The sequence below is a fragment of the Paractinoplanes rhizophilus genome (assembly GCF_042664765.1).
Taxonomy (GTDB): Bacteria; Actinomycetota; Actinomycetes; order Mycobacteriales; family Micromonosporaceae; genus Actinoplanes; species Actinoplanes rhizophilus.
In genome coordinates, this window is the sequence record NZ_JBHTBJ010000053.1 from 1 (window position 1) to 17,573 (window position 17,573).

The 17,573-nt window shown below is 70.6% G+C and carries 16 protein-coding genes; 14 read left to right on the forward strand and 2 right to left on the reverse strand.

Translation table 11 applies throughout. The features are described 5' to 3' along the window. Positions 1–608 precede the first annotated feature (608 nt). A complete protein-coding gene (gene bldD, locus ACFQS1_RS36585) occupies positions 609–1,097 on the reverse strand; it encodes a transcriptional regulator BldD (protein ID WP_020517563.1) in 489 nt (162 codons plus the stop codon). Between the two features lie 287 nt (positions 1,098–1,384). On the opposite strand from bldD, the gene pyrR reads away from it, so the two are divergent. The 13 genes from pyrR to metK all read left to right on the forward strand — a co-directional run bounded on the left by pyrR (position 1,385) and on the right by metK (position 15,995). Continuing rightward, a complete protein-coding gene (pyrR, locus tag ACFQS1_RS36590; RefSeq protein ID WP_378976910.1) occupies positions 1,385–1,945 on the forward strand; it encodes a bifunctional pyr operon transcriptional regulator/uracil phosphoribosyltransferase PyrR in 561 nt (186 codons plus the stop codon). Further along, positions 1,942–2,865 carry an aspartate carbamoyltransferase catalytic subunit gene (locus ACFQS1_RS36595; RefSeq protein WP_378976912.1) on the forward strand — a complete coding sequence of 308 codons (924 nt, stop codon included), beginning with the start codon at positions 1,942–1,944 and terminating at the stop codon, positions 2,863–2,865. The genes pyrR and ACFQS1_RS36595 overlap by 4 nt, the downstream gene beginning before the upstream one ends. Continuing rightward, positions 2,862–4,127 carry a dihydroorotase gene (locus ACFQS1_RS36600; RefSeq protein ID WP_378976913.1) on the forward strand — a complete coding sequence of 422 codons (1,266 nt, stop codon included), beginning with the start codon at positions 2,862–2,864 and terminating at the stop codon, positions 4,125–4,127. Before ACFQS1_RS36595 ends, ACFQS1_RS36600 begins: the two co-directional genes overlap by 4 nt. Further along, positions 4,124–5,227 (forward strand): glutamine-hydrolyzing carbamoyl-phosphate synthase small subunit, encoded by a 1,104-nt coding sequence (gene carA, locus ACFQS1_RS36605; RefSeq protein WP_378976915.1) that lies wholly within the window; start codon positions 4,124–4,126, stop codon positions 5,225–5,227. Before ACFQS1_RS36600 ends, carA begins: the two co-directional genes overlap by 4 nt. Before the next feature lie 2 nt (positions 5,228–5,229). Then, on the forward strand, positions 5,230–8,544 hold the full coding sequence (carB, locus tag ACFQS1_RS36610; protein WP_378976917.1) for a carbamoyl-phosphate synthase large subunit: 3,315 nt from the start codon (positions 5,230–5,232) through the stop codon (positions 8,542–8,544). A 118-nt stretch (positions 8,545–8,662) separates the two neighbouring features. Next, entirely contained in the window at positions 8,663–9,703 is a 1,041-nt protein-coding gene (locus tag ACFQS1_RS36615; protein ID WP_378976919.1) for a quinone-dependent dihydroorotate dehydrogenase, read from the forward strand. A 94-nt stretch (positions 9,704–9,797) separates the two neighbouring features. Continuing rightward, on the forward strand, positions 9,798–11,069 hold the full coding sequence (locus ACFQS1_RS36620) for an adenosylmethionine--8-amino-7-oxononanoate transaminase (RefSeq protein WP_378976921.1): 1,272 nt from the start codon (positions 9,798–9,800) through the stop codon (positions 11,067–11,069). Between the two features lie 43 nt (positions 11,070–11,112). Next, positions 11,113–11,943, forward strand: coding sequence for an orotidine-5'-phosphate decarboxylase (pyrF, locus tag ACFQS1_RS36625; RefSeq protein ID WP_378976923.1), 831 nt, complete (start codon positions 11,113–11,115; stop codon positions 11,941–11,943). 184 nt (positions 11,944–12,127) lie between these two features. Continuing rightward, positions 12,128–12,445, forward strand: a complete 318-nt coding sequence (gene mihF, locus ACFQS1_RS36630) for an integration host factor, actinobacterial type (protein WP_020517554.1) — start codon at positions 12,128–12,130, stop codon at positions 12,443–12,445. 33 nt (positions 12,446–12,478) lie between these two features. Next, positions 12,479–13,078 (forward strand): guanylate kinase, encoded by a 600-nt coding sequence (gene gmk, locus ACFQS1_RS36635; RefSeq protein ID WP_378976926.1) that lies wholly within the window; start codon positions 12,479–12,481, stop codon positions 13,076–13,078. 13 nt (positions 13,079–13,091) lie between these two features. Then, entirely contained in the window at positions 13,092–13,355 is a 264-nt protein-coding gene (rpoZ, locus tag ACFQS1_RS36640; RefSeq protein WP_071807772.1) for a DNA-directed RNA polymerase subunit omega, read from the forward strand. Positions 13,356–13,511: 156 nt separating this feature from the next. Next, positions 13,512–14,729, forward strand: coding sequence for a bifunctional phosphopantothenoylcysteine decarboxylase/phosphopantothenate--cysteine ligase CoaBC (gene coaBC, locus ACFQS1_RS36645; protein ID WP_378976928.1), 1,218 nt, complete (start codon positions 13,512–13,514; stop codon positions 14,727–14,729). Between the two features lie 75 nt (positions 14,730–14,804). After that, positions 14,805–15,995 carry a methionine adenosyltransferase gene (gene metK, locus ACFQS1_RS36650; protein ID WP_378976930.1) on the forward strand — a complete coding sequence of 397 codons (1,191 nt, stop codon included), beginning with the start codon at positions 14,805–14,807 and terminating at the stop codon, positions 15,993–15,995. Positions 15,996–16,099: 104 nt separating this feature from the next. On the opposite strand, the gene ACFQS1_RS36655 is transcribed toward metK, so the two are convergent. After that, positions 16,100–16,885 (reverse strand): class I SAM-dependent methyltransferase, encoded by a 786-nt coding sequence (locus ACFQS1_RS36655; protein ID WP_378976932.1) that lies wholly within the window; start codon positions 16,883–16,885, stop codon positions 16,100–16,102. 83 nt (positions 16,886–16,968) lie between these two features. On the opposite strand from ACFQS1_RS36655, the gene ACFQS1_RS36660 reads away from it, so the two are divergent. Continuing rightward, positions 16,969–17,559, forward strand: coding sequence for a TetR/AcrR family transcriptional regulator (locus ACFQS1_RS36660; RefSeq protein ID WP_378976934.1), 591 nt, complete (start codon positions 16,969–16,971; stop codon positions 17,557–17,559). Positions 17,560–17,573 lie beyond the last annotated feature (14 nt).

Sequence of the window (17,573 nt, forward strand, 5' to 3'; positions counted from 1 at the left end):
GGCCCGACGACATCGACGACTGGCGACCCGCAACCGGCGAACCTCACACCCTCCCGCCCGCAGACCAACCCTTCTAACCAGCACAACTCGAAAGATCAGCCGTTACACCACTTCCAGGGGCTTGACCAAAATCACCAAGATCGCGCGCAGTGGGATCGCGCGCAGTGGGATCGCGCGCAGTGGGATCGCGCGCAGTGGGAGCGCGCGCAGCGGGGGGCGAGGGCAGCGTGGGCGAGGGCAGCGGGGCGGGGCGAGGGCAGCGGGGCGAGGGCAGCGGGGCGCGCGCAGCGGGGGCGCGGGCAACGGAGGGGCGGGGCGGAATGTGAGGGGCGGGTGTGAGTTTTCGCGTTCGCTCAATGTGCGAAAACGGGCGATGGTGTGTGGCTGCGAACGCCGTTCCGCACGGTCGGTGATATCCGGCGTCGCCGCGTCGGGAGGCGGCGTCACGGGCAGTGGCGGGGCGAGGTGGGGCGCTCGGCTCATCCCGGGTCGGCCGCGCCGGCGGCGGGCTGTCGGAGCGGCAGCGGGCTGTCGAAGCGGCGGCGGCCCGGGGCGAGCGGGCATGCGAAAGGCCCGCGGATCAACCGCGGGCCTCCGGTCGTACGGAATCAGCTGGCGAAGAAGGCCCGCGGGTCGGCCACCAGGACACCCTGCTCCGTGAGGCGCTCGATGAGGCCGCTCGGGGAGATGTCGTAGACGATGGCGAGCGCGCGCAGGTCGTCGGCTCGGATGGAGAGGACGCGGCCGTTGTAGTCGCCGCGCTGCTGCTGGATGGCCCGGGCGTACCGTGCGACGTAAGCGAGGTCCTCGCCGGTGGTGTCGTACAGCTTTTCCAGGTCGAGCACGATCTTGTTGGTTGCCTCGAGGCGGACGCCGCTGCCGTCCGGCAGCAGCTCCGAGACGGGCACGCGGTAGAAGTCGGCCAGCTCGGCGAGGCGGGAAACGGTGACCGCGCGGTCACCACGCTCGTACGAGCCCACCACCACGGCCTTCCACCGGCCGTTCGACTTCTCTTCCACACCCTGCAGGGACAGGCCCTGCTGCTGGCGGATGGAGCGCAGGCGGGCGCCCAACGACTTGGCGTACTCAGACGGCATTCGGAACACTCCCATGTGCTGGCCCGGAGGGTTCTTCCTCCGCGATCGCTACGCAGCGTGACGGTACGCAGTGTGAGTCCGCCGGTCAAGTGTTGGTTACCGATGAGTCGTGCGGCGCGTGGGTGTTCTGTCGGATTCGTCCGGATAATCCCGAGGGTCGGGCAGGTCACCATGGTCATCGGCGGGCTCGCTGGTAACGTAGCGTCAGCCATCGGGCCACCTCTGCCGGAGGTGCCCGTCGACGTCCTTTAACGACCCGTCCCGTGAGGCGGGGAAGGAGGTCCGCCGTGGCTTCGCCGCGCGCCGACACGAGCACGAAGATCATTTTGACCGGGTCCGACCTGCACCGGGTCGTCGACCGGATCGCTCACCAGATTCTCGAGAAGACGTCGGGCGCCACCGGCACCGTGCTTCTCGGCATCCCCACCCGCGGCGTCCCGCTCGCACAGCGGCTGGCCGCCCGCATCCACGCCTTCGAGGGCATCGACGTGCCGGTGGGCTCGCTGGACATCACCCTCTACCGCGACGACCTGCGGCTGCACGCCACCCGTGCGCTCGGGAAGACCGAGCTGCCCGGCGGCGGCATCGACGGGCGCCGCGTCATCCTCGTCGACGACGTGCTCTTCTCCGGCCGTACCGTCCGGGCCGCGCTCGACGCGCTGAACGACGTCGGCCGGCCCAGCTCCGTGCAGCTCGCCGTCCTGGTCGACCGCGGCCACCGGGAGCTGCCGATCCGCGCCGACTACGTGGGCAAGAACATCCCGACCGCGGTGTCCGAGAGCGTGCGGGTCTCGCTGACCGAGACCGACGGCCTGGACGAGGTCAAGCTGACCGGGGGCGACAAGTGATCAAACATCTGCGATCGGCGGCCGACCTGGACGCGGCCACCGCCACCCTGATCCTGGACACCGCCGGCGAGATGGCGGCGCTGGCCGGCCGCGAGGTCAAGAAGCTGCCGACGCTGCGCGGCCGCACCGTGGTGAACCTCTTCTACGAGGACTCGACCCGGACCCGGATCTCGTTCGAGGCGGCGGCTAAGCGGCTCTCGGCGGACGTCATCAACTTTTCCGCGAAAGGCTCGAGCGTCTCGAAGGGTGAGAGCCTGAAGGACACCGCTCTCACCCTGCAGGCGATGGGCGCGGACGCGGTGGTCATCCGGCACTCGGCCTCGGGCGCGCCGCACCGGCTGGCCGCGTGGGTGGACGGCTCGGTGATCAACGCCGGCGACGGCACCCACGAGCACCCCACGCAGGCGCTGCTCGATGCGTACACGATGCGGTCTCGTCTTGGCCGTCTCGACGGCCTGCAGGTGGCCATCGTCGGCGACATCCTGCACAGCCGGGTCGCCCGCTCCAACGTGCTGCTGCTCACGACTTTGGGCGCGCACGTCACCCTGGTCGGGCCGCCCACGCTGATCCCGGTGGACATCTCGGCGGCGCTGTCGCCGAAGGCAAAAGTGTCGTACGACCTCGATAGCGTCCTGCCCGACATGGACGTCGTGATGATGCTGCGGGTGCAGACCGAGCGCATGCAGGACTCGTACTTCCCGTCCGCCCGGGAGTACAGCCGCCGCTACGGTCTCGATCTCGCGCGCATGCGCAAGCTGCCCGAGCACGCGATCGTCATGCACCCGGGCCCGATGAACCGGGGCATGGAGATCACGCCCGAGGTCGCCGACTCGTCCCGTTCCACGATCGTCGAACAGGTCGCCAATGGGGTCTCCGCCCGCATGGCGGTTCTCTATCTGCTGCTGGGGGGCAAGGCGTGAGCTCGTATGTCTTGAGGAATGTCTCGGTTCTCGGCGGCGCGCCGGCCGATGTGGTGATTCGTGACGGCTTTGTCGCCGAGGCGGCGGAGGGCACCGAGGAGGTCATCGACGCGACCGGGCTCGTCGCTCTGCCGGGGCTGGTCGACCTGCACACCCACCTGCGCGAGCCGGGCCGCGAGGACGCCGAGACCGTCGAGACCGGCTCGCGGGCCGCGGCGCTGGGCGGCTACACGGCGGTCTGCGCGATGGCCAACACGTCGCCGGTCGCCGACACGGCCGGGGTGGTCGAGCAGGTCTGGCGGCTGGGCCGCGAGGCCGGGCTGGTCGACGTGCAGCCGATCGGCGCGGTCACCGTGAGCCTGGCCGGCAAGCAGCTCGCCGAGCTGGGGGCGATGGCCACCTCCGCGGCGGCCGTCCGGATCTTCTCGGACGACGGCTTCTGCGTCGCCGACCCCCGCCTCATGCGCCGGGCGCTGGAGTACGTCAAGGCGTTCGGCGGCGTGATCGCCCAGCACGCCGAGGAGCCCCGCCTGACCGAGGGCGCGCAGATGCACGAGGGCGAGGTCAGCACCCGCCTGGGCCTCACCGGCTGGCCGGCCGTCGCCGAGGAGGCGATCATCGCCCGCGACGTGCTGCTGGCCGAGCACGTCGGCAGCCGCCTGCACGTGTGCCACGTCTCCACCGCCGGCTCGGTCGAGGTGCTGCGGCAGGCCAAGGCCCGCGGCGTGCGGGTGACGGCCGAGGTGACCCCACACCATCTGCTGCTCACCGACGAGCTGGCCGCGTCCTACGACCCGGTTTTCAAGGTCAACCCCCCATTGCGTACGGCGAAAGATGTCGCCGCCCTGCGCGCGGCGCTCGTCGAGGGCGTCATCGACGTGGTGGCGACCGACCACGCGCCGCACGCGGTGGAGGACAAGGAATGCGAGTGGGCGTACGCCCGGCCCGGCATGCTCGGGCTCGAGACGGCGCTCTCGATCGTGCTCAGCGTCCTCGGCGAGCGGTGGGATCTGATCGCCGACCGGATGTCGCGCACCCCGGCCCGGATAGCCGGCCTCGACGGGCACGGCACCGACCTGACGGCCGGCTCGCCGGCCAACCTCACGCTGGTGGACCCGTCCGCCCGCCGGGTCGTCGACCCGAGCGAGCTGGCGAGCCGCAGCCGCAACACGCCGTACACGGGCACCACCCTGCCGGGTCGCATCGTCGCGACCTTCCTCCGGGGAGAGCCGACGGTCCTCGACGGGAAGGCTGTGAAATGAGCAAAGCGATCCTCGTGCTCGAGGACGGGCGGGCCTTCTGGGGCAACGCCTATGGCGCCCCGGGCGAGACGTTCGGGGAAGCGGTCTTCACCACCGGCATGACCGGCTATCAGGAGACGCTCACCGACCCGTCCTATCACCGGCAGGTGGTCGTGCAGACCGCCCCGATGATCGGCAACACCGGCGTCAACGCCGAGGACGACGAATCCGGCAAGATCTGGGTCGCCGGCTACGTCGTACGCGATCCGGCTCGCCGCCCCTCGAATTGGCGCTCGACCGGTGACCTGGGCGAGCGGCTGGCGGCCGAGGGAGTCGTCGGCATCAGCGGGATCGACACCCGGGCGCTGACCCGCCACCTGCGGTCCCGCGGGGCCATGCGGGTCGGGATCTCCAGCGTGGACCTTGACCCGGCCTCGCTGCTGGAGCGGGTCCAGGCGTCGCCGCAGATGGTCGGTGCCGACTTGTCGGCCGAAGTCACGACCTCGGCGAAATACACGGTCGACGCGGTTGGCGAGCACCGGTACACGGTCGCGGCGCTCGACCTCGGGATCAAGCGCAACGTGGCTCGCCGGCTCGCCGAGCGCGGGGTGACCACCCACATCTTCCCGGCTTCGTCCTCGATCGACGACCTCCTGGCGGTCAGCCCGGACGCGGTGTTCTTCTCGCCCGGGCCCGGCGACCCGGCCACCGCCGACGGGCCGGTCGCGCTGGCCCGCGAGGTGATGCGGCGGCGTACGCCGCTGTTCGGCATCTGCTTCGGCAGCCAGATCCTCGGCCGCGCGCTCGGCTTCGGCACCTACAAGCTCGGGTACGGCCACCGCGGCATCAACCAGCCGGTGCTCGACAAGACCACCGGTAAGGTCGAGGTCACCTCGCACAACCACGGCTTCGCGGTCGACGCCCCGCTCAACTCGGTGATCGACACCGATTTCGGCGGCGTCGAGGTGTCGCACGTCTGCCTCAACGACGACGTGGTCGAAGGGCTGCGGGGCCTCGAGGTTCCCGCGTTCACCGTCCAGTACCACCCGGAGGCGGCGGCGGGCCCGCATGACGCGGACTACCTGTTCGACCGGTTCGTCGAGCTCGTCGAGAGGGCCTGATCATGCCGAAGCGTGAAGATCTCAAGCACGTCATGGTGATCGGCTCCGGCCCGATCGTCATCGGCCAGGCCTGCGAGTTCGACTACTCCGGCACCCAGGCGTGCCGGGTGCTGCGCGCCGAGGGGCTGCGCGTCTCGCTGGTCAACTCCAACCCGGCCACGATCATGACCGACCCCGAGTTCGCCGACGCCACCTACGTCGAGCCGATCACCCCGGAGTTCGTCGAGCTGGTCATCGCCAAGGAACGGCCGGACGCGATCCTGCCGACGCTGGGCGGGCAGACCGCGCTGAACACCGCGGTCGCCCTGCACGAGAGCGGCGTGCTGGAGAAGTACGGCGTCGAGCTGATCGGCGCCAACATCGACGCGATCCGCCGCGGCGAGGACCGCCAGCTGTTCAAGGACATCGTGGCGAAGGCCGGCGGCGAGACGCCGCGCTCGCGGGTGTGCCACTCGATGGACGAGGTCCGGGCCACCGTGGCCGACCTCGGTTTGCCGGTGGTCATCCGCCCGTCGTTCACCATGGGTGGCCTCGGGTCGGGCATGGCGCACTCCGACGACGACCTGGAGCGCATCGCCGGCGCCGGCCTGGCGGCCTCGCCGGTGCACGAGGTGCTGATCGAGGAGAGCGTGCTCGGCTGGAAGGAGTACGAGCTCGAGCTGATGCGCGACAAGCACGACAACGTCGTGGTGGTCTGCTCGATCGAGAACGTCGACCCGATGGGCGTGCACACCGGCGACTCGGTCACCGTCGCGCCCGCCATGACCCTGACCGACCGGGAGTACCAAAAGCTGCGCGACCTCGGCATCGCCGTGCTGCGCGAGGTCGGCGTGGACACCGGCGGCTGCAACATCCAGTTCGCGGTCAACCCGCGCGACGGCCGCCTGGTCGTCATCGAGATGAACCCGCGGGTCTCGCGCTCGTCGGCGCTCGCCTCGAAGGCCACCGGCTTCCCGATCGCCAAGATCGCGGCCAAGCTGGCCATCGGCTACACGCTCGACGAGATCCCCAACGACATCACGCTCAAGACGCCGGCCGCCTTCGAGCCGGCCCTCGACTACGTGGTGGTCAAGATCCCGCGGTTCGCGTTCGAGAAGTTCCCGGGCGCCGACCCGGAGCTCACCACGACGATGAAGTCGGTCGGCGAGGCGATGTCGCTGGGCCGCAACTTCGCCGAAGCCCTGAACAAGGCCATGCGGTCCATGGAGACCTCCCGGTCCGGCTTTTGGACCTCGGCCGACTCCTTCGCCGACCTCGATTCCGTTTTGTCGGCTCTACGCACGCCGCACGACGGCCGCCTCTACACGGTCGAGCTGGCGCTCCGGCTGGGTGCGTCGATCGAGCAGGTCCACGAGGCCAGCGGCGGGATAGACCCGTGGTTCCTCGAGGAGATCCAGGCGCTGGTCGAGCTGCGTCGGGACATTTCGGACGCGGCCGTGCTCGACGAGGAGCTGCTGCGCCGGGCCAAGCGCTCGGGATTCTCCGACCGGCAGCTCGCCGCGCTGCGGCCCGAGCTGGCCGGCGAGGACGGCGTGCGCACCCTGCGGCACCGGCTCGGCATCCGCCCGGTCTACAAGACCGTCGACACCTGCGCGGCCGAGTTCGAGGCGAACACGCCGTACCACTACTCGTCCTACGACGAGGAGACCGAGGTCGCGCCGTCGGCCCGGCCCAAGGTGCTGATCCTCGGCTCGGGGCCCAACCGGATCGGCCAGGGCATCGAGTTCGACTACTCCTGCGTGCACGCCGTCATGGCGCTGCGGGGCGTCGACTACGAGACGGTCATGGTCAACTGCAACCCCGAGACCGTCTCGACCGACTACGACACCGCCGACCGGCTCTACTTCGAGCCGCTCACCTTCGAGGACGTGCTCGAGGTCGTCCACTCCGAGGACTCGTCCGGCAAGGCGGCCGGCGGCCCCGGCGTGGTCGGCGTGATCGTGCAGCTCGGCGGCCAGACCCCGCTCGGGCTGGCCAACCGGCTCAAGAAGGCCGGCGTCCCGATCGTCGGCACCTCGCCCGAGTCGATCGACCTGGCCGAGGACCGTGGCCTGTTCGGCGCGGTGCTGCACAAAGCGGGCCTGCGCTCGCCCGACCACGGCACCGCCACCAGCTTCGACGAGGCCAAGGCGATCGCCGACGCGATCGGCTACCCGGTGCTGGTGCGGCCGTCGTACGTGCTGGGCGGCCGGGGCATGGAGATCGTGTACGACGAGCCGACGCTGGCCGGGTACATCGAGCGGGCCACCCAGATCTCGCCCGACCATCCCGTGCTGGTCGACCGCTTCCTCGACGACGCCATCGAGATCGACGTGGACGCGCTCTGCGACGACACCGGCGAGGTCTACCTCGGCGGCGTGATGGAGCACATCGAGGAAGCCGGCATCCACTCCGGCGATTCGTCCTGCTCGCTGCCGCCGGTCACCCTCGCCGGCTCGCACCTGGCCGAGGTGCGCCGCTACACCGAGGCGATCGCCCGCGGCGTCGGGGTGCGCGGCCTCCTCAACGTCCAGTACGCGCTCAAGGACGACACCCTCTACGTGCTCGAGGCCAACCCGCGCGCGTCCCGGACAGTCCCGTTCGTCTCGAAGGCGACCGCGGTCCCGCTGGCCAAGGCGGCGGCGCGGATCATGCTCGGCGCCACGATCGCCGAGCTGCGCGCCGAGGGGCTGCTGCTGCCCGAGGGCGACGGCGGCACGGTCCCGGCCGGCGCGCCGATCGCGATCAAGGAGGCGGTGCTGCCGTTCAAGCGGTTCCGCACCCCGGCCGGCAAGGGCGTGGACAGCCTGCTCGGCCCCGAGATGAAGTCGACCGGCGAGGTGATGGGCATCGACGCCGGCTTCGGCCAGGCGTTCGCCAAGTCGCAGGCCGCCGCGTACGGGTCGCTGCCGACCGGCGGCAAGATCTTCGTCTCGGTCGCCAACCGCGACAAGCGCACGATGATCTTCCCGATCAAGCGGCTGGCCGACCTCGGCTTCACGATCGTCACCACCGCCGGCACCGGCGAGGTGCTGCGCCGGCACGGCATCGACTGCGAGGTCGTGCCCAAGCACTTCGAGAGCCCCGGTCAGAACGCGGTGGCGCTGATCCTGGCCGGCGAGATCGCCATGATCATTAACACGCCGCAGGGCTCCGGCGCGAGCGCGCGCTCCGACGGGTACGAGATCCGCAGCGCCGCCGTCACCGCCGACATCCCGAGCATCACCACCACCCAGGGCGCCGCGGCGGCCGTGATGGGCATCGAGGCGTTGATGCGGGGCGACATGTCGGTGCGGCCGCTGCAGGAGCTGCACGCCGCTCTCCGGGGTGACGAGTGATGGCCTTCCCCGCCGTGCCTTCCCCCTCCGCCGCGGTTGCCTTCTCCGCCGCGCCTTTCCCCTCCGCCGCGCCTTCCCCTGCCGGCGCGACGACGGCGGTGCGGGGCGAGGGGTCGGCGTGACGGCGTTCGAGCGAACGGTGCGGCCCGTTCTCTTCCGGGTCGGCGGCGGGGACGCCGAGAAGGCGCACGAGTTCACGCTCGGGCGCCTCGCCCGGCTGGGCGCGGGCGCCCGCTCGATGCTGCGGGCGCGCTATGCGACCGACGATCCGGTCGAGGTGTTCGGAGTTCGGTTCCCGAACGCGGTGGGGTTGGCCGCCGGGATGGACAAGAACGGGGTGGCGCTGCCCGCGTGGCCGGCGCTCGGGTTCGGGTTCGTCGAGGTCGGGACGGTCACCGCGAAGGCGCAGCCCGGCAATGACAAGCCCCGGCTGTTCCGGCTGCGGGACAGCGAGGCGATCATCAACCGGATGGGCTTCAACAACGCCGGGGCGGCCGCGCTGGCCGCCCGCCTGCAGACATTGGGGCCGATCGGTGTCCCGCTGGGCGTCTCGCTCGGCAAGTCCAAGGTGACGCCGCTCGACGAGGCGGTCGACGACTACCTGGCCTCCTACGAGCTGCTGCACCCGTATGCCGACTACATCGCCGTGAACGTGTCGTCGCCGAACACGCCCGGGTTGCGCACGCTGCAGGACAAATCGGCTATCGCCGACCTGCTCGGCGCGCTGGTCGGCACGAAGCCGGTGCTGGTGAAGATCGCGCCCGATCTCACCGAGCCGGCGATCGCCGAGCTGCTCGAGGTGTGCCTGAGCCACGGCGCGGCCGGCGTGATCGCGACCAACACGACCCTGGCCCGGGACGGCCTGGCCCCGGCCGACCAGCCGCGGGCCGCCGAGGCGGGCGGCCTGTCGGGGCGGCCGCTCACCGAGAAGGCCCGCAAGGTCGTCCATTTCGTGCACACCGAGACCGGCGGCCGCCTGCCGATCATCGGAGTGGGCGGCGTGATGGGCCCGGACGATGCCCTCCGGCTCTTCGATGCGGGCGCGTCGCTGGTGCAGCTCTACAGCGGCTTCATCTATCACGGACCGGCGCTCGTGCGCGGCGCGGCGCGCGCGGCCGCGGCGCGTCGAGCGCGGGCCGGCGCGGTGGAGGCACGCTGATGGCCCGTGCGTGGCGTTGCGCGGGCGGCCGCGGCGCGTCGTGCGCGACGTCGGGCCGAGAGGCGAACGCGTGGTGCGCGGGCCGGTGCGGCGGATGAGCCGCGAGCGGGAGCTGCTTGCGCTCGATCGGGCGCATGTCTGGCACCCATATGGGCCGATGCCCGGCAAGAGCGATCCCTACCTGGTGGAGAGCGCCCAGGGCGTGCGGCTCAGGCTGGCCGACGGCCGCGAGCTGGTCGACGGGATGTCGTCGTGGTGGGCGGCCATCCACGGGTATCGGCACCCGGTGCTCGACGAGGCGCTTGTCCGGCAGTCGCAGCGGATGAGCCACGTCATGTTCGGCGGGCTCACCCACGAGCCGGCCATCGAGCTCGCCACCACGCTGGTCGACCTGGCGCCCGATGGGCTCGAGCACGTCTTCCTCGCCGACTCCGGGTCGGTGAGCGTCGAGGTCGCGATCAAGATGGCGTTGCAGGCCCAGCTCGCGCTCGGGCGCCCGCGGAGACGGCGGCTGCTGACGTGGCGTGGGGGCTACCACGGCGACACGTTCCACCCGATGACCGTGTGCGACCCCGAGGGCGGGATGCACTCGCTGTGGACCGGGGTGCTGCCGGTGCAGGTCTTCGCGGACGTGCCGCCGGTGGAATTCGACGAGGGGTATGCGGCGGCGTTGCGGGCGCTCATCGCGGAGCACGCGGACGACGTGGCGGCCGTGATCGTCGAGCCGGTGGTGCAGGGCGCGGGCGGGATGCGGTTCCACCATCCGGAGTACCTGCGGGTGCTGCGGGAGGCGACCGCCGCGTACGGAATCTTGTTGATCTTCGATGAGATCGCCACCGGATTCGGCCGCACCGGGGAATTCTTCGCGGCCGGCCACCCGGGCGTCAGCCCGGACATCATGTGCGTGGGCAAGGCGCTCACGGGCGGCTACCTGACGCTGGCGGCGGCGCTGTGCACGACGGCGGTGGCCGCGGCGATCTCCGGCGGGGACGGCGGCGGGCTCGCGCACGGCCCGACGTTCATGGGCAATCCGCTGGCCTGCGCGGTCGCCAACGCCTCGCTGCGGCTGTTGCGCGACGGGGACTGGCGATCACACGTACGGGTGATCGAAAGCGGTCTCCGGGACGGCCTGGCGCCGTTGCGCGGGGTTTCCGGGGTCGCCGACGTGCGGGTCCTGGGCGCGATCGGCGTCGTGCAGCTCGACCATCCGGTGGACGTGGCGAAGGCGACCGCCGCGGCCGTCGACGCCGGGGTCTGGCTGCGGCCGTTCCGGGATCTGATCTACACGATGCCGCCCTACGTGGCGGACGAGGCCGACGTGGCCCGCATCGCCGCCGGGATCGCCGCGGCGGTGGCGGCCACCTGACACCCGCACAACCGGCTACCTGACACGGAAGAGGTATGCAGCGATGGAGACCTTCGGACAGCGGCTCACGGACGCCGTCGGGAAGCGGGGGCCGCTGTGTGTCGGCATCGACCCGCACCCCGCCCTGCTCACCGGCTGGGGGCTCACCGACGACGTGGCCGGCCTGGAACGCTTCGCCCGTACGGTCGTCGAAGCACTGGCCGATCGGGTGGCCGTCTTCAAGCCGCAGTCGGCGTTTTTTGAGAGATTTGGGTCACTCGGCATCGGCATTCTTGAGTCAACTATCCGACAGTTGCGCGAGGCCAGAGCCCTCGTCCTGCTGGACGTGAAACGGGGCGACATCGGCTCGACGATGGCCGCGTACGCGTCCGCCTACCTTGATCAATCGAGTCCCCTGTGTGCCGACGCGATTACTGTGAGTCCCTACCTAGGAGTCGGGTCGTTGCAGTCGGCATTCGACCTCGCGGCCGCCAACGGCGCCGGCGTCTTCGTCCTCGCGCTGACGTCCAACCCGGAGGGAGCGAGCGTCCAGCATGCCCGGGCGGCGGACGGCCGGACCGTCGCGCAGACCGTGATCGATGAGATTTCGCAGGTCAACGTGGGTGCCCAGCCGCTCGGCAACCTCGGTCTCGTGGTCGGCGCGACGATCGGGCGGACCGGGCACGACCTGTCCCGGGTGAACGGTCCGCTGCTCGCTCCGGGGCTCGGAGCGCAGGGCGCGACCCCGTCCGACCTGCGCTCCGTCTTCGGCGAAAGCCTGCGCAACGTGCTGCCGTCGTACTCACGGGAAGTTCTCTCCGCGGGACCTTCCGTATCGGCGCTGAGGGCCGCCACGGAGCGCGCCGTCGACGAGTGCCGCGCCGCTCTCGGGTGAAACGAGCCTGCTTACCAGGCCGCCGGACACCCGGGCCGGGGGTACCCCCACGTTGCCGAAACCGCCGTTGACCGCTAGTTTTCCCCGCGCCGGGAACCACATGCCCCTTTGGTTCCCTGGCACACCACGTTTCACAGAAGCGCCGGTATTCGACTACGGCGCGATAGGGACCTGAGGAGAACTGGTGCCGCTCCCGTCACTGAGCCCCGAGCAGCGCGCTGCAGCGCTGGAGAAGGCCGCGGAAGTTCGCAAGGCTCGGGCTGAGCTGAAGGAACAGCTCAAGTCCGGCAAGACCACCCTCGCCGCTGTGCTTGACCGCGCGGAGGAGGACGAGGTCGTGGGCAAGCTGAAGGTCTCGGCCGTGCTTCAGGCGCTGCCGGGCATTGGCAAGATCCGCGCCACGCAGATCATGGAGAAGCTGAAGATCGCTGACAGCCGCCGGCTGCGCGGTCTCGGCGACCAGCAGCGGAAGGCCCTCCTGGGGGAGTTCGCTGCCAACTGACTCATGGGCTCGTGTTGAATGAGCCTTGTGAGCATGGATGACGACGCGCGCCCGGCAGCCCGCCTCACGGTCCTTTCCGGTCCCTCCGGGGTCGGGAAGGACAGTGTGATCGAGCTGATCCGGGCGCGCTCGCCTTGGATCAAGCTGTCCGTGTCGGTCACGACCCGGAAGAAGCGCGACTACGAGACCGACGGCGAGCACTACCACTTCGTGACCCGTTCGGAGTTCCAGCGGTTGATCGACGGCGGTCAGCTGCTCGAGTGGGCCGAGTTCGCCGGCAATCTCTACGGCACGCCCCGGGCGCAGGTCGAGGGCTGGTTGAGCCAGGGCCAGCCGGTCCTGCTCAAGATCGATCTCCAGGGCGCCCGTCAGGTGCGGGCCGCGATGCCCGAGGCGCAGCTGGTGTTCCTCGCGCCGCCGAGCGTCGAGGAGCTCAAGCGTCGCCTGATCGGACGAGGCACGGACGACGAGGAGACGATCCGCCGCCGGCTGGCTCACGCCGACGAGGAACTGGCCGCCGAGAAGGAGTTCGACCGGACGGTGGTCAACGACTTCGTCGAGCGGGCCGCGGACGAGCTGGTAGGATTGCTCGGTTCGTCATTTCTGACTCCGGCACAAGCTCCCGATCACTAAGGATCTTCGAACAGTGGGAACCATCGCGAACCCCGAAGGCATCACCAACCCGCCCATCGACGAGCTCCTCGACAAGACCTCGTCGAAGTACTCGCTGGTGATCTTCGCGGCCAAGCGTGCCCGGCAGGTCAACGCCTACTACAGCCAACTCGGTGAGGGTCTCCTCGAGTACGTCGGCCCCCTGGTCGAGACGACCCCGCAGGAGAAGCCGCTCAGCATCGCCATGCGTGAGATCAACGCCGGCCTGCTGACCGCCGAGGCCACGGATCAGCCGTAAGGTGCAGTCCGTCCGCAAAAAGCGCGGGCCGACGGACGGCCGACCCATACCGATTCCGGGGGCCGAGCCCCCGGAAACCCCACGGGCGGTGTAGTCCCGTCACATGTCTGAAGGGTGATCCCGCGTCCCGCTCGGGGGCGCGGGATCATTGCTTTCATGGCTGAGGTCGTGTTGGGGGTGTGCGGCGGGATCGCCGCCTACAAGGCGTGTGAGCTGCTGCGGCTGTTCACCGAGTCGGGGCACAACGTGCGGGTGGTGCCGACCGCCTCGGCGCTGAAGTTCGTGGGGGCGCCGACGTGGGCCGCGCTGTCCGGCAAACCGGTCGCCACCGAGGTCTGGGACGACGCGCACGAGGTGCCGCACGTGCGGATCGGCCGGAGCGCCGATCTGGTGGTGGTGGCGCCGGCGACGGCCGACCTGCTGGCCAAGGCGGCGCACGGGCTCGCCGACGACCTGCTGACCAACACGCTGCTCACGGCGACCTGTCCGATCGTGTACGCGCCGGCCATGCACACCGAGATGTGGGAGAACGCCGCGACGCGGGCCAACGTCGCCACCCTGCGCGAGCGCGGTGCGATCGTGATCGAGCCCGCGGTGGGCCGGCTCACCGGGGCGGACACCGGGAAGGGCCGGCTGCCCGACCCCGAGGCGATCTTCGATCTTGCGCTACGCGTACGCAATCATGGTCTTGATCGGGATCTGGGGGGACGGCACGTGGTGGTGACCGCGGGCGGGACTCGCGAACCGCTCGATCCGGTGCGATTCCTCGGAAACCGGTCGTCCGGCAAACAGGGATACGCGATCGCGAAGGCCGCCGCGGCACGCGGCGCGCGGGTCACGCTGATCGCGGCGAACGTCACGCTGCCGGATCCGGCCGGCGTGGAGATCACTCGCGTGGGCACCACCGAGGAGCTGCGGGTGGCGACCGTGAAGGCCGCCGCCGACGCGGACGTCGTGGTGATGGCGGCCGCGCCCGCCGATTTCCGACCGGCCACGATCGCGGCCCAGAAAATCAAAAAGACCGATTCGGGTACGCCTGCGGCCATCGTCCTCACGACGAATCCCGACATCGCCGCCGAACTGGGCGCGGTCAAGCGGCCCGGCCAGGTGCTCGTCGCGTTCGCGGCCGAGACGCACGACGCGATCGAGCACGCCCGGGCCAAGTTGACCAAGAAGCGCGCCGATCTGATCGTGGTGAACGAGGTCGGGGTGGACCGGGTCTTCGGAGCGGATCACAACGACGCGACTATCCTCGGATCGGACGGATCCTCCGCCACGCTCGGTGAACTCCGGAAAGAAGACGTGGCCGATAGGATTTTGGACCGGGCCGCCGCGCTCCTGGAATCCCAGGTCGGCGACGGTGGGACGGCATAGCACCCAGGCGACTCCGGTCGTGCGTGGTGACTACACTCTCGCGATACGTTGAACTTCGAACAGCTGAGGAGCACCGTGGCACGCCGCCTGTTCACCTCCGAGTCGGTCACGGAAGGCCACCCGGACAAGATCGCTGACCAGATCAGCGACGGCATTCTCGACGCCTTGCTGGCCCAGGACCCGCGCAGCCGGGTGGCGGTGGAAACGCTCATCACCACCGGCCAGGTCCACGTGGCCGGTGAGGTCACCACCCAGGCGTACGCCGACATCCCGAGCATCGTGCGCGACACGATCCTGCGCATCGGGTACGACTCGTCGAAGAAGGGCTTCGACGGCGCCTCCTGCGGCGTGAGCGTCTCCATCGGCGCGCAGTCGCCCGACATCGCGCAGGGCGTCGACAGCGCGCTCGAGCTGCGCGCGGGTGACTCCGAGCACGTCCTCGACGCGCAGGGCGCCGGCGACCAGGGCATGATGTTCGGCTTCGCCTGCTCGGAGACGCCCGAGCTGATGCCGCTGCCGATCGCGCTGGCCCACCGGCTGGCCCGCCGCCTGTCCGCCGCGCGCAAGGACGGCACGATTCCGTACCTGCGCCCGGACGGCAAGACCCAGGTCACGATCGAGTACGACGGCCTCAAGCCGGTCCGCCTCGACACGGTGGTGGTCTCGTCGCAGCACGCGGCCGACATCTCGCTCGAGTCGCTGCTCACTCCCGACATCCGCGAGCACGTGATCGCGCCCGAGCTGGAAGGCCTCGGCATCGACACCGAGGGCTACCGCCTGCTGGTCAACCCGACCGGCCGTTTCGAGATCGGCGGCCCGATGGGCGACGCCGGCCTCACCGGCCGCAAGATCATTGTTGACACGTACGGCGGGTACGCGCGCCACGGCGGCGGCGCGTTCTCCGGCAAGGACCCGTCCAAGGTGGACCGCTCGGCGGCGTACGCGATGCGCTGGGTCGCCAAGAACGTCGTGGCGGCCGGCCTGGCCGAGCGGTGCGAGGCGCAGGTCGCGTACGCGATCGGCAAGGCGCACCCGGTCTCGCTGTTCGTCGAGACGTTCGGCACCGAGAACGTGCCGGTCGAGCGGATCGAGAAGGCCATCGGCGAGGTGTTCGACCTGCGCCCGGCCGCGATCATCCGCGACCTCGACCTGCTGCGGCCGATCTACCAGCAGACCGCCGCCTACGGCCACTTCGGGCGTGAGGTGCCGGAGCTGCTGTGGGAGAACACCGACCGCGCGCAGGACCTGAAGAACGCCGCCGCCTGATATCGGACGGCTTGGTGGACCGGCGCCCCGTTCGGGGCGCCGGTTCTTTCATGTCCGTTTCGCGACCGCGGTCCGTTCATGCCCGTTTCGCGACCGCGGTCCGTTCATGCCCGTTTCGCGAGCACGGTCAGCGTGCTGTAGTGCATGGTCACGGTGCCGCCGTGGGCGTCGATGGCCGCGGCGGTCGCCGTCCGCAGCTCGTCCGCCTGCTCCGGGGTGATGTGAGCGGCCAGGCCGCCGTGGGTGAGGATCAGGTCGAGCCAGTCGTCGCGGGTGTAGGTGAGCTCCCAGTCGGTGCGCCACTGCTCCGGTTGCGCGAAGGCGCCGATCTGGTTGAGGCCGGCCACCGCCCGGTCGGGGATGGCCTGGTACGCCTCGACCATCGGAACCGTGCTCGCCCAGGGGTTGGGCATGCCGGGGAAGATCCGGGCGCTGTTCGCGGCGAAGACCGATTTGAGCTCGGCCGGTGGCTCGCCGACGTTCCACATCAGAGCGACGATCGCCTGATTTTTCAGTATTTCTGCGGCTTTAGCGGCACCGAGGGCCGGGTCGATCCAGTGCCAGGTGGTGGCGGCGACCACGGCGTCGAACCGGCGGCCGCGCGGATCCCAGTCCTCGAACTTGGCCACCTCGACCTCCAGGCCCCGCCGGCGGGCCTGCTCCGCCATGCGCTCGTCGACATCCAGGCCCAGGACGTCGGCGCCGGCGGCCTGGAGTTGGCGGGCCGCGATGCCCGTGCCGGTGCCCACGTCGAGGAAGGCCGGCCCGGGCGCGGCCTCGACGATGCGCTTGATCACCGCCTCGGGGTAGCTCGGGCGGGTGCGGTCGTAGCGCTCGGCGTCGACGCCGAAAGACTCGGCGACCTGGCGCTGCTGGTGGATGTCGCTCATCGTCGGGCTCCCCTCGCGGTTATAGTGGGCACGCGCCCACTTTAAGTGGGCACGCGCCCACTCTTCAACCTGCGGGAGGTCGTGTGCCGACGGGCGTGGCGTTCCGGGACGTACGGGAGCAGTTGTTCGGGGCCGCCGAGCGGGTGTTGTTGCGGGCCGGTCCGCAGGCGCTGACCAGCCGGGCGGTGACCGCCGAGGCCGGCTGCGCCAAGGGGGTGCTGCACCGGCACTTCGCGGACTTCGACGAGTTCCTGGCCGAGCTGGTGCTCGATCGGATCGGCCGGCTTCGCCTCGAACGGGAGCGGCTGCTCGCCATGGCGGGCGCCGGCACGGTGGCGGGCAACCTGCGGGTGGTGCTGCAGGATCTGTTCGGGTCGGTGGCCGTGGCGATCATCAGCCTGATCACGTTCCGCGACGACCTGCGGGCCCGGCTGCGGGCGGTGCGATCCACGCCCGGGGTGCCGGTGCTGGCCGAGGCGGCCGAGATGATCTCGTCCTACCTGGCGGCCGAGCGCGATCGCGGGCGGGTGCGGCGGGACGCCGACCTGCAGATGACGGCCGGGATGCTGATCGGGACGGGGCACCTGATGTTCGCCGACCGGGACGGGACGCCGCCGGCGGACGCGGACGTGGAGCGCGCCATCGCGGCGGCGCTGGCCGGCGTCCTGCGGTGACGATTCTTGTCGGG

Bases quoted from the DNA above. Each gene is read 5' to 3' on its own strand.
- carB (WP_378976917.1), top strand. From the start codon at position 5,230: ATGCCGAAGCGTGAAGATCTCAAGCACGTCATGGTGATCGGCTCCGGC.
- ACFQS1_RS36620 (WP_378976921.1), top strand. From the start codon at position 9,798: ATGAGCCGCGAGCGGGAGCTGCTTGCGCTCGATCGGGCGCATGTCTGG.
- pyrF (WP_378976923.1), top strand. From the start codon at position 11,113: ATGGAGACCTTCGGACAGCGGCTCACGGACGCCGTCGGGAAGCGGGGG.
- coaBC (WP_378976928.1), top strand. From the start codon at position 13,512: ATGGCTGAGGTCGTGTTGGGGGTGTGCGGCGGGATCGCCGCCTACAAG.
- gmk (WP_378976926.1), top strand. From the start codon at position 12,479: ATGGATGACGACGCGCGCCCGGCAGCCCGCCTCACGGTCCTTTCCGGT.
- carA (WP_378976915.1), top strand. From the start codon at position 4,124: ATGAGCAAAGCGATCCTCGTGCTCGAGGACGGGCGGGCCTTCTGGGGC.
- ACFQS1_RS36655 (WP_378976932.1), bottom strand. From the start codon at position 16,885: ATGAGCGACATCCACCAGCAGCGCCAGGTCGCCGAGTCTTTCGGCGTC.
- bldD (WP_020517563.1), bottom strand. From the start codon at position 1,097: ATGCCGTCTGAGTACGCCAAGTCGTTGGGCGCCCGCCTGCGCTCCATC.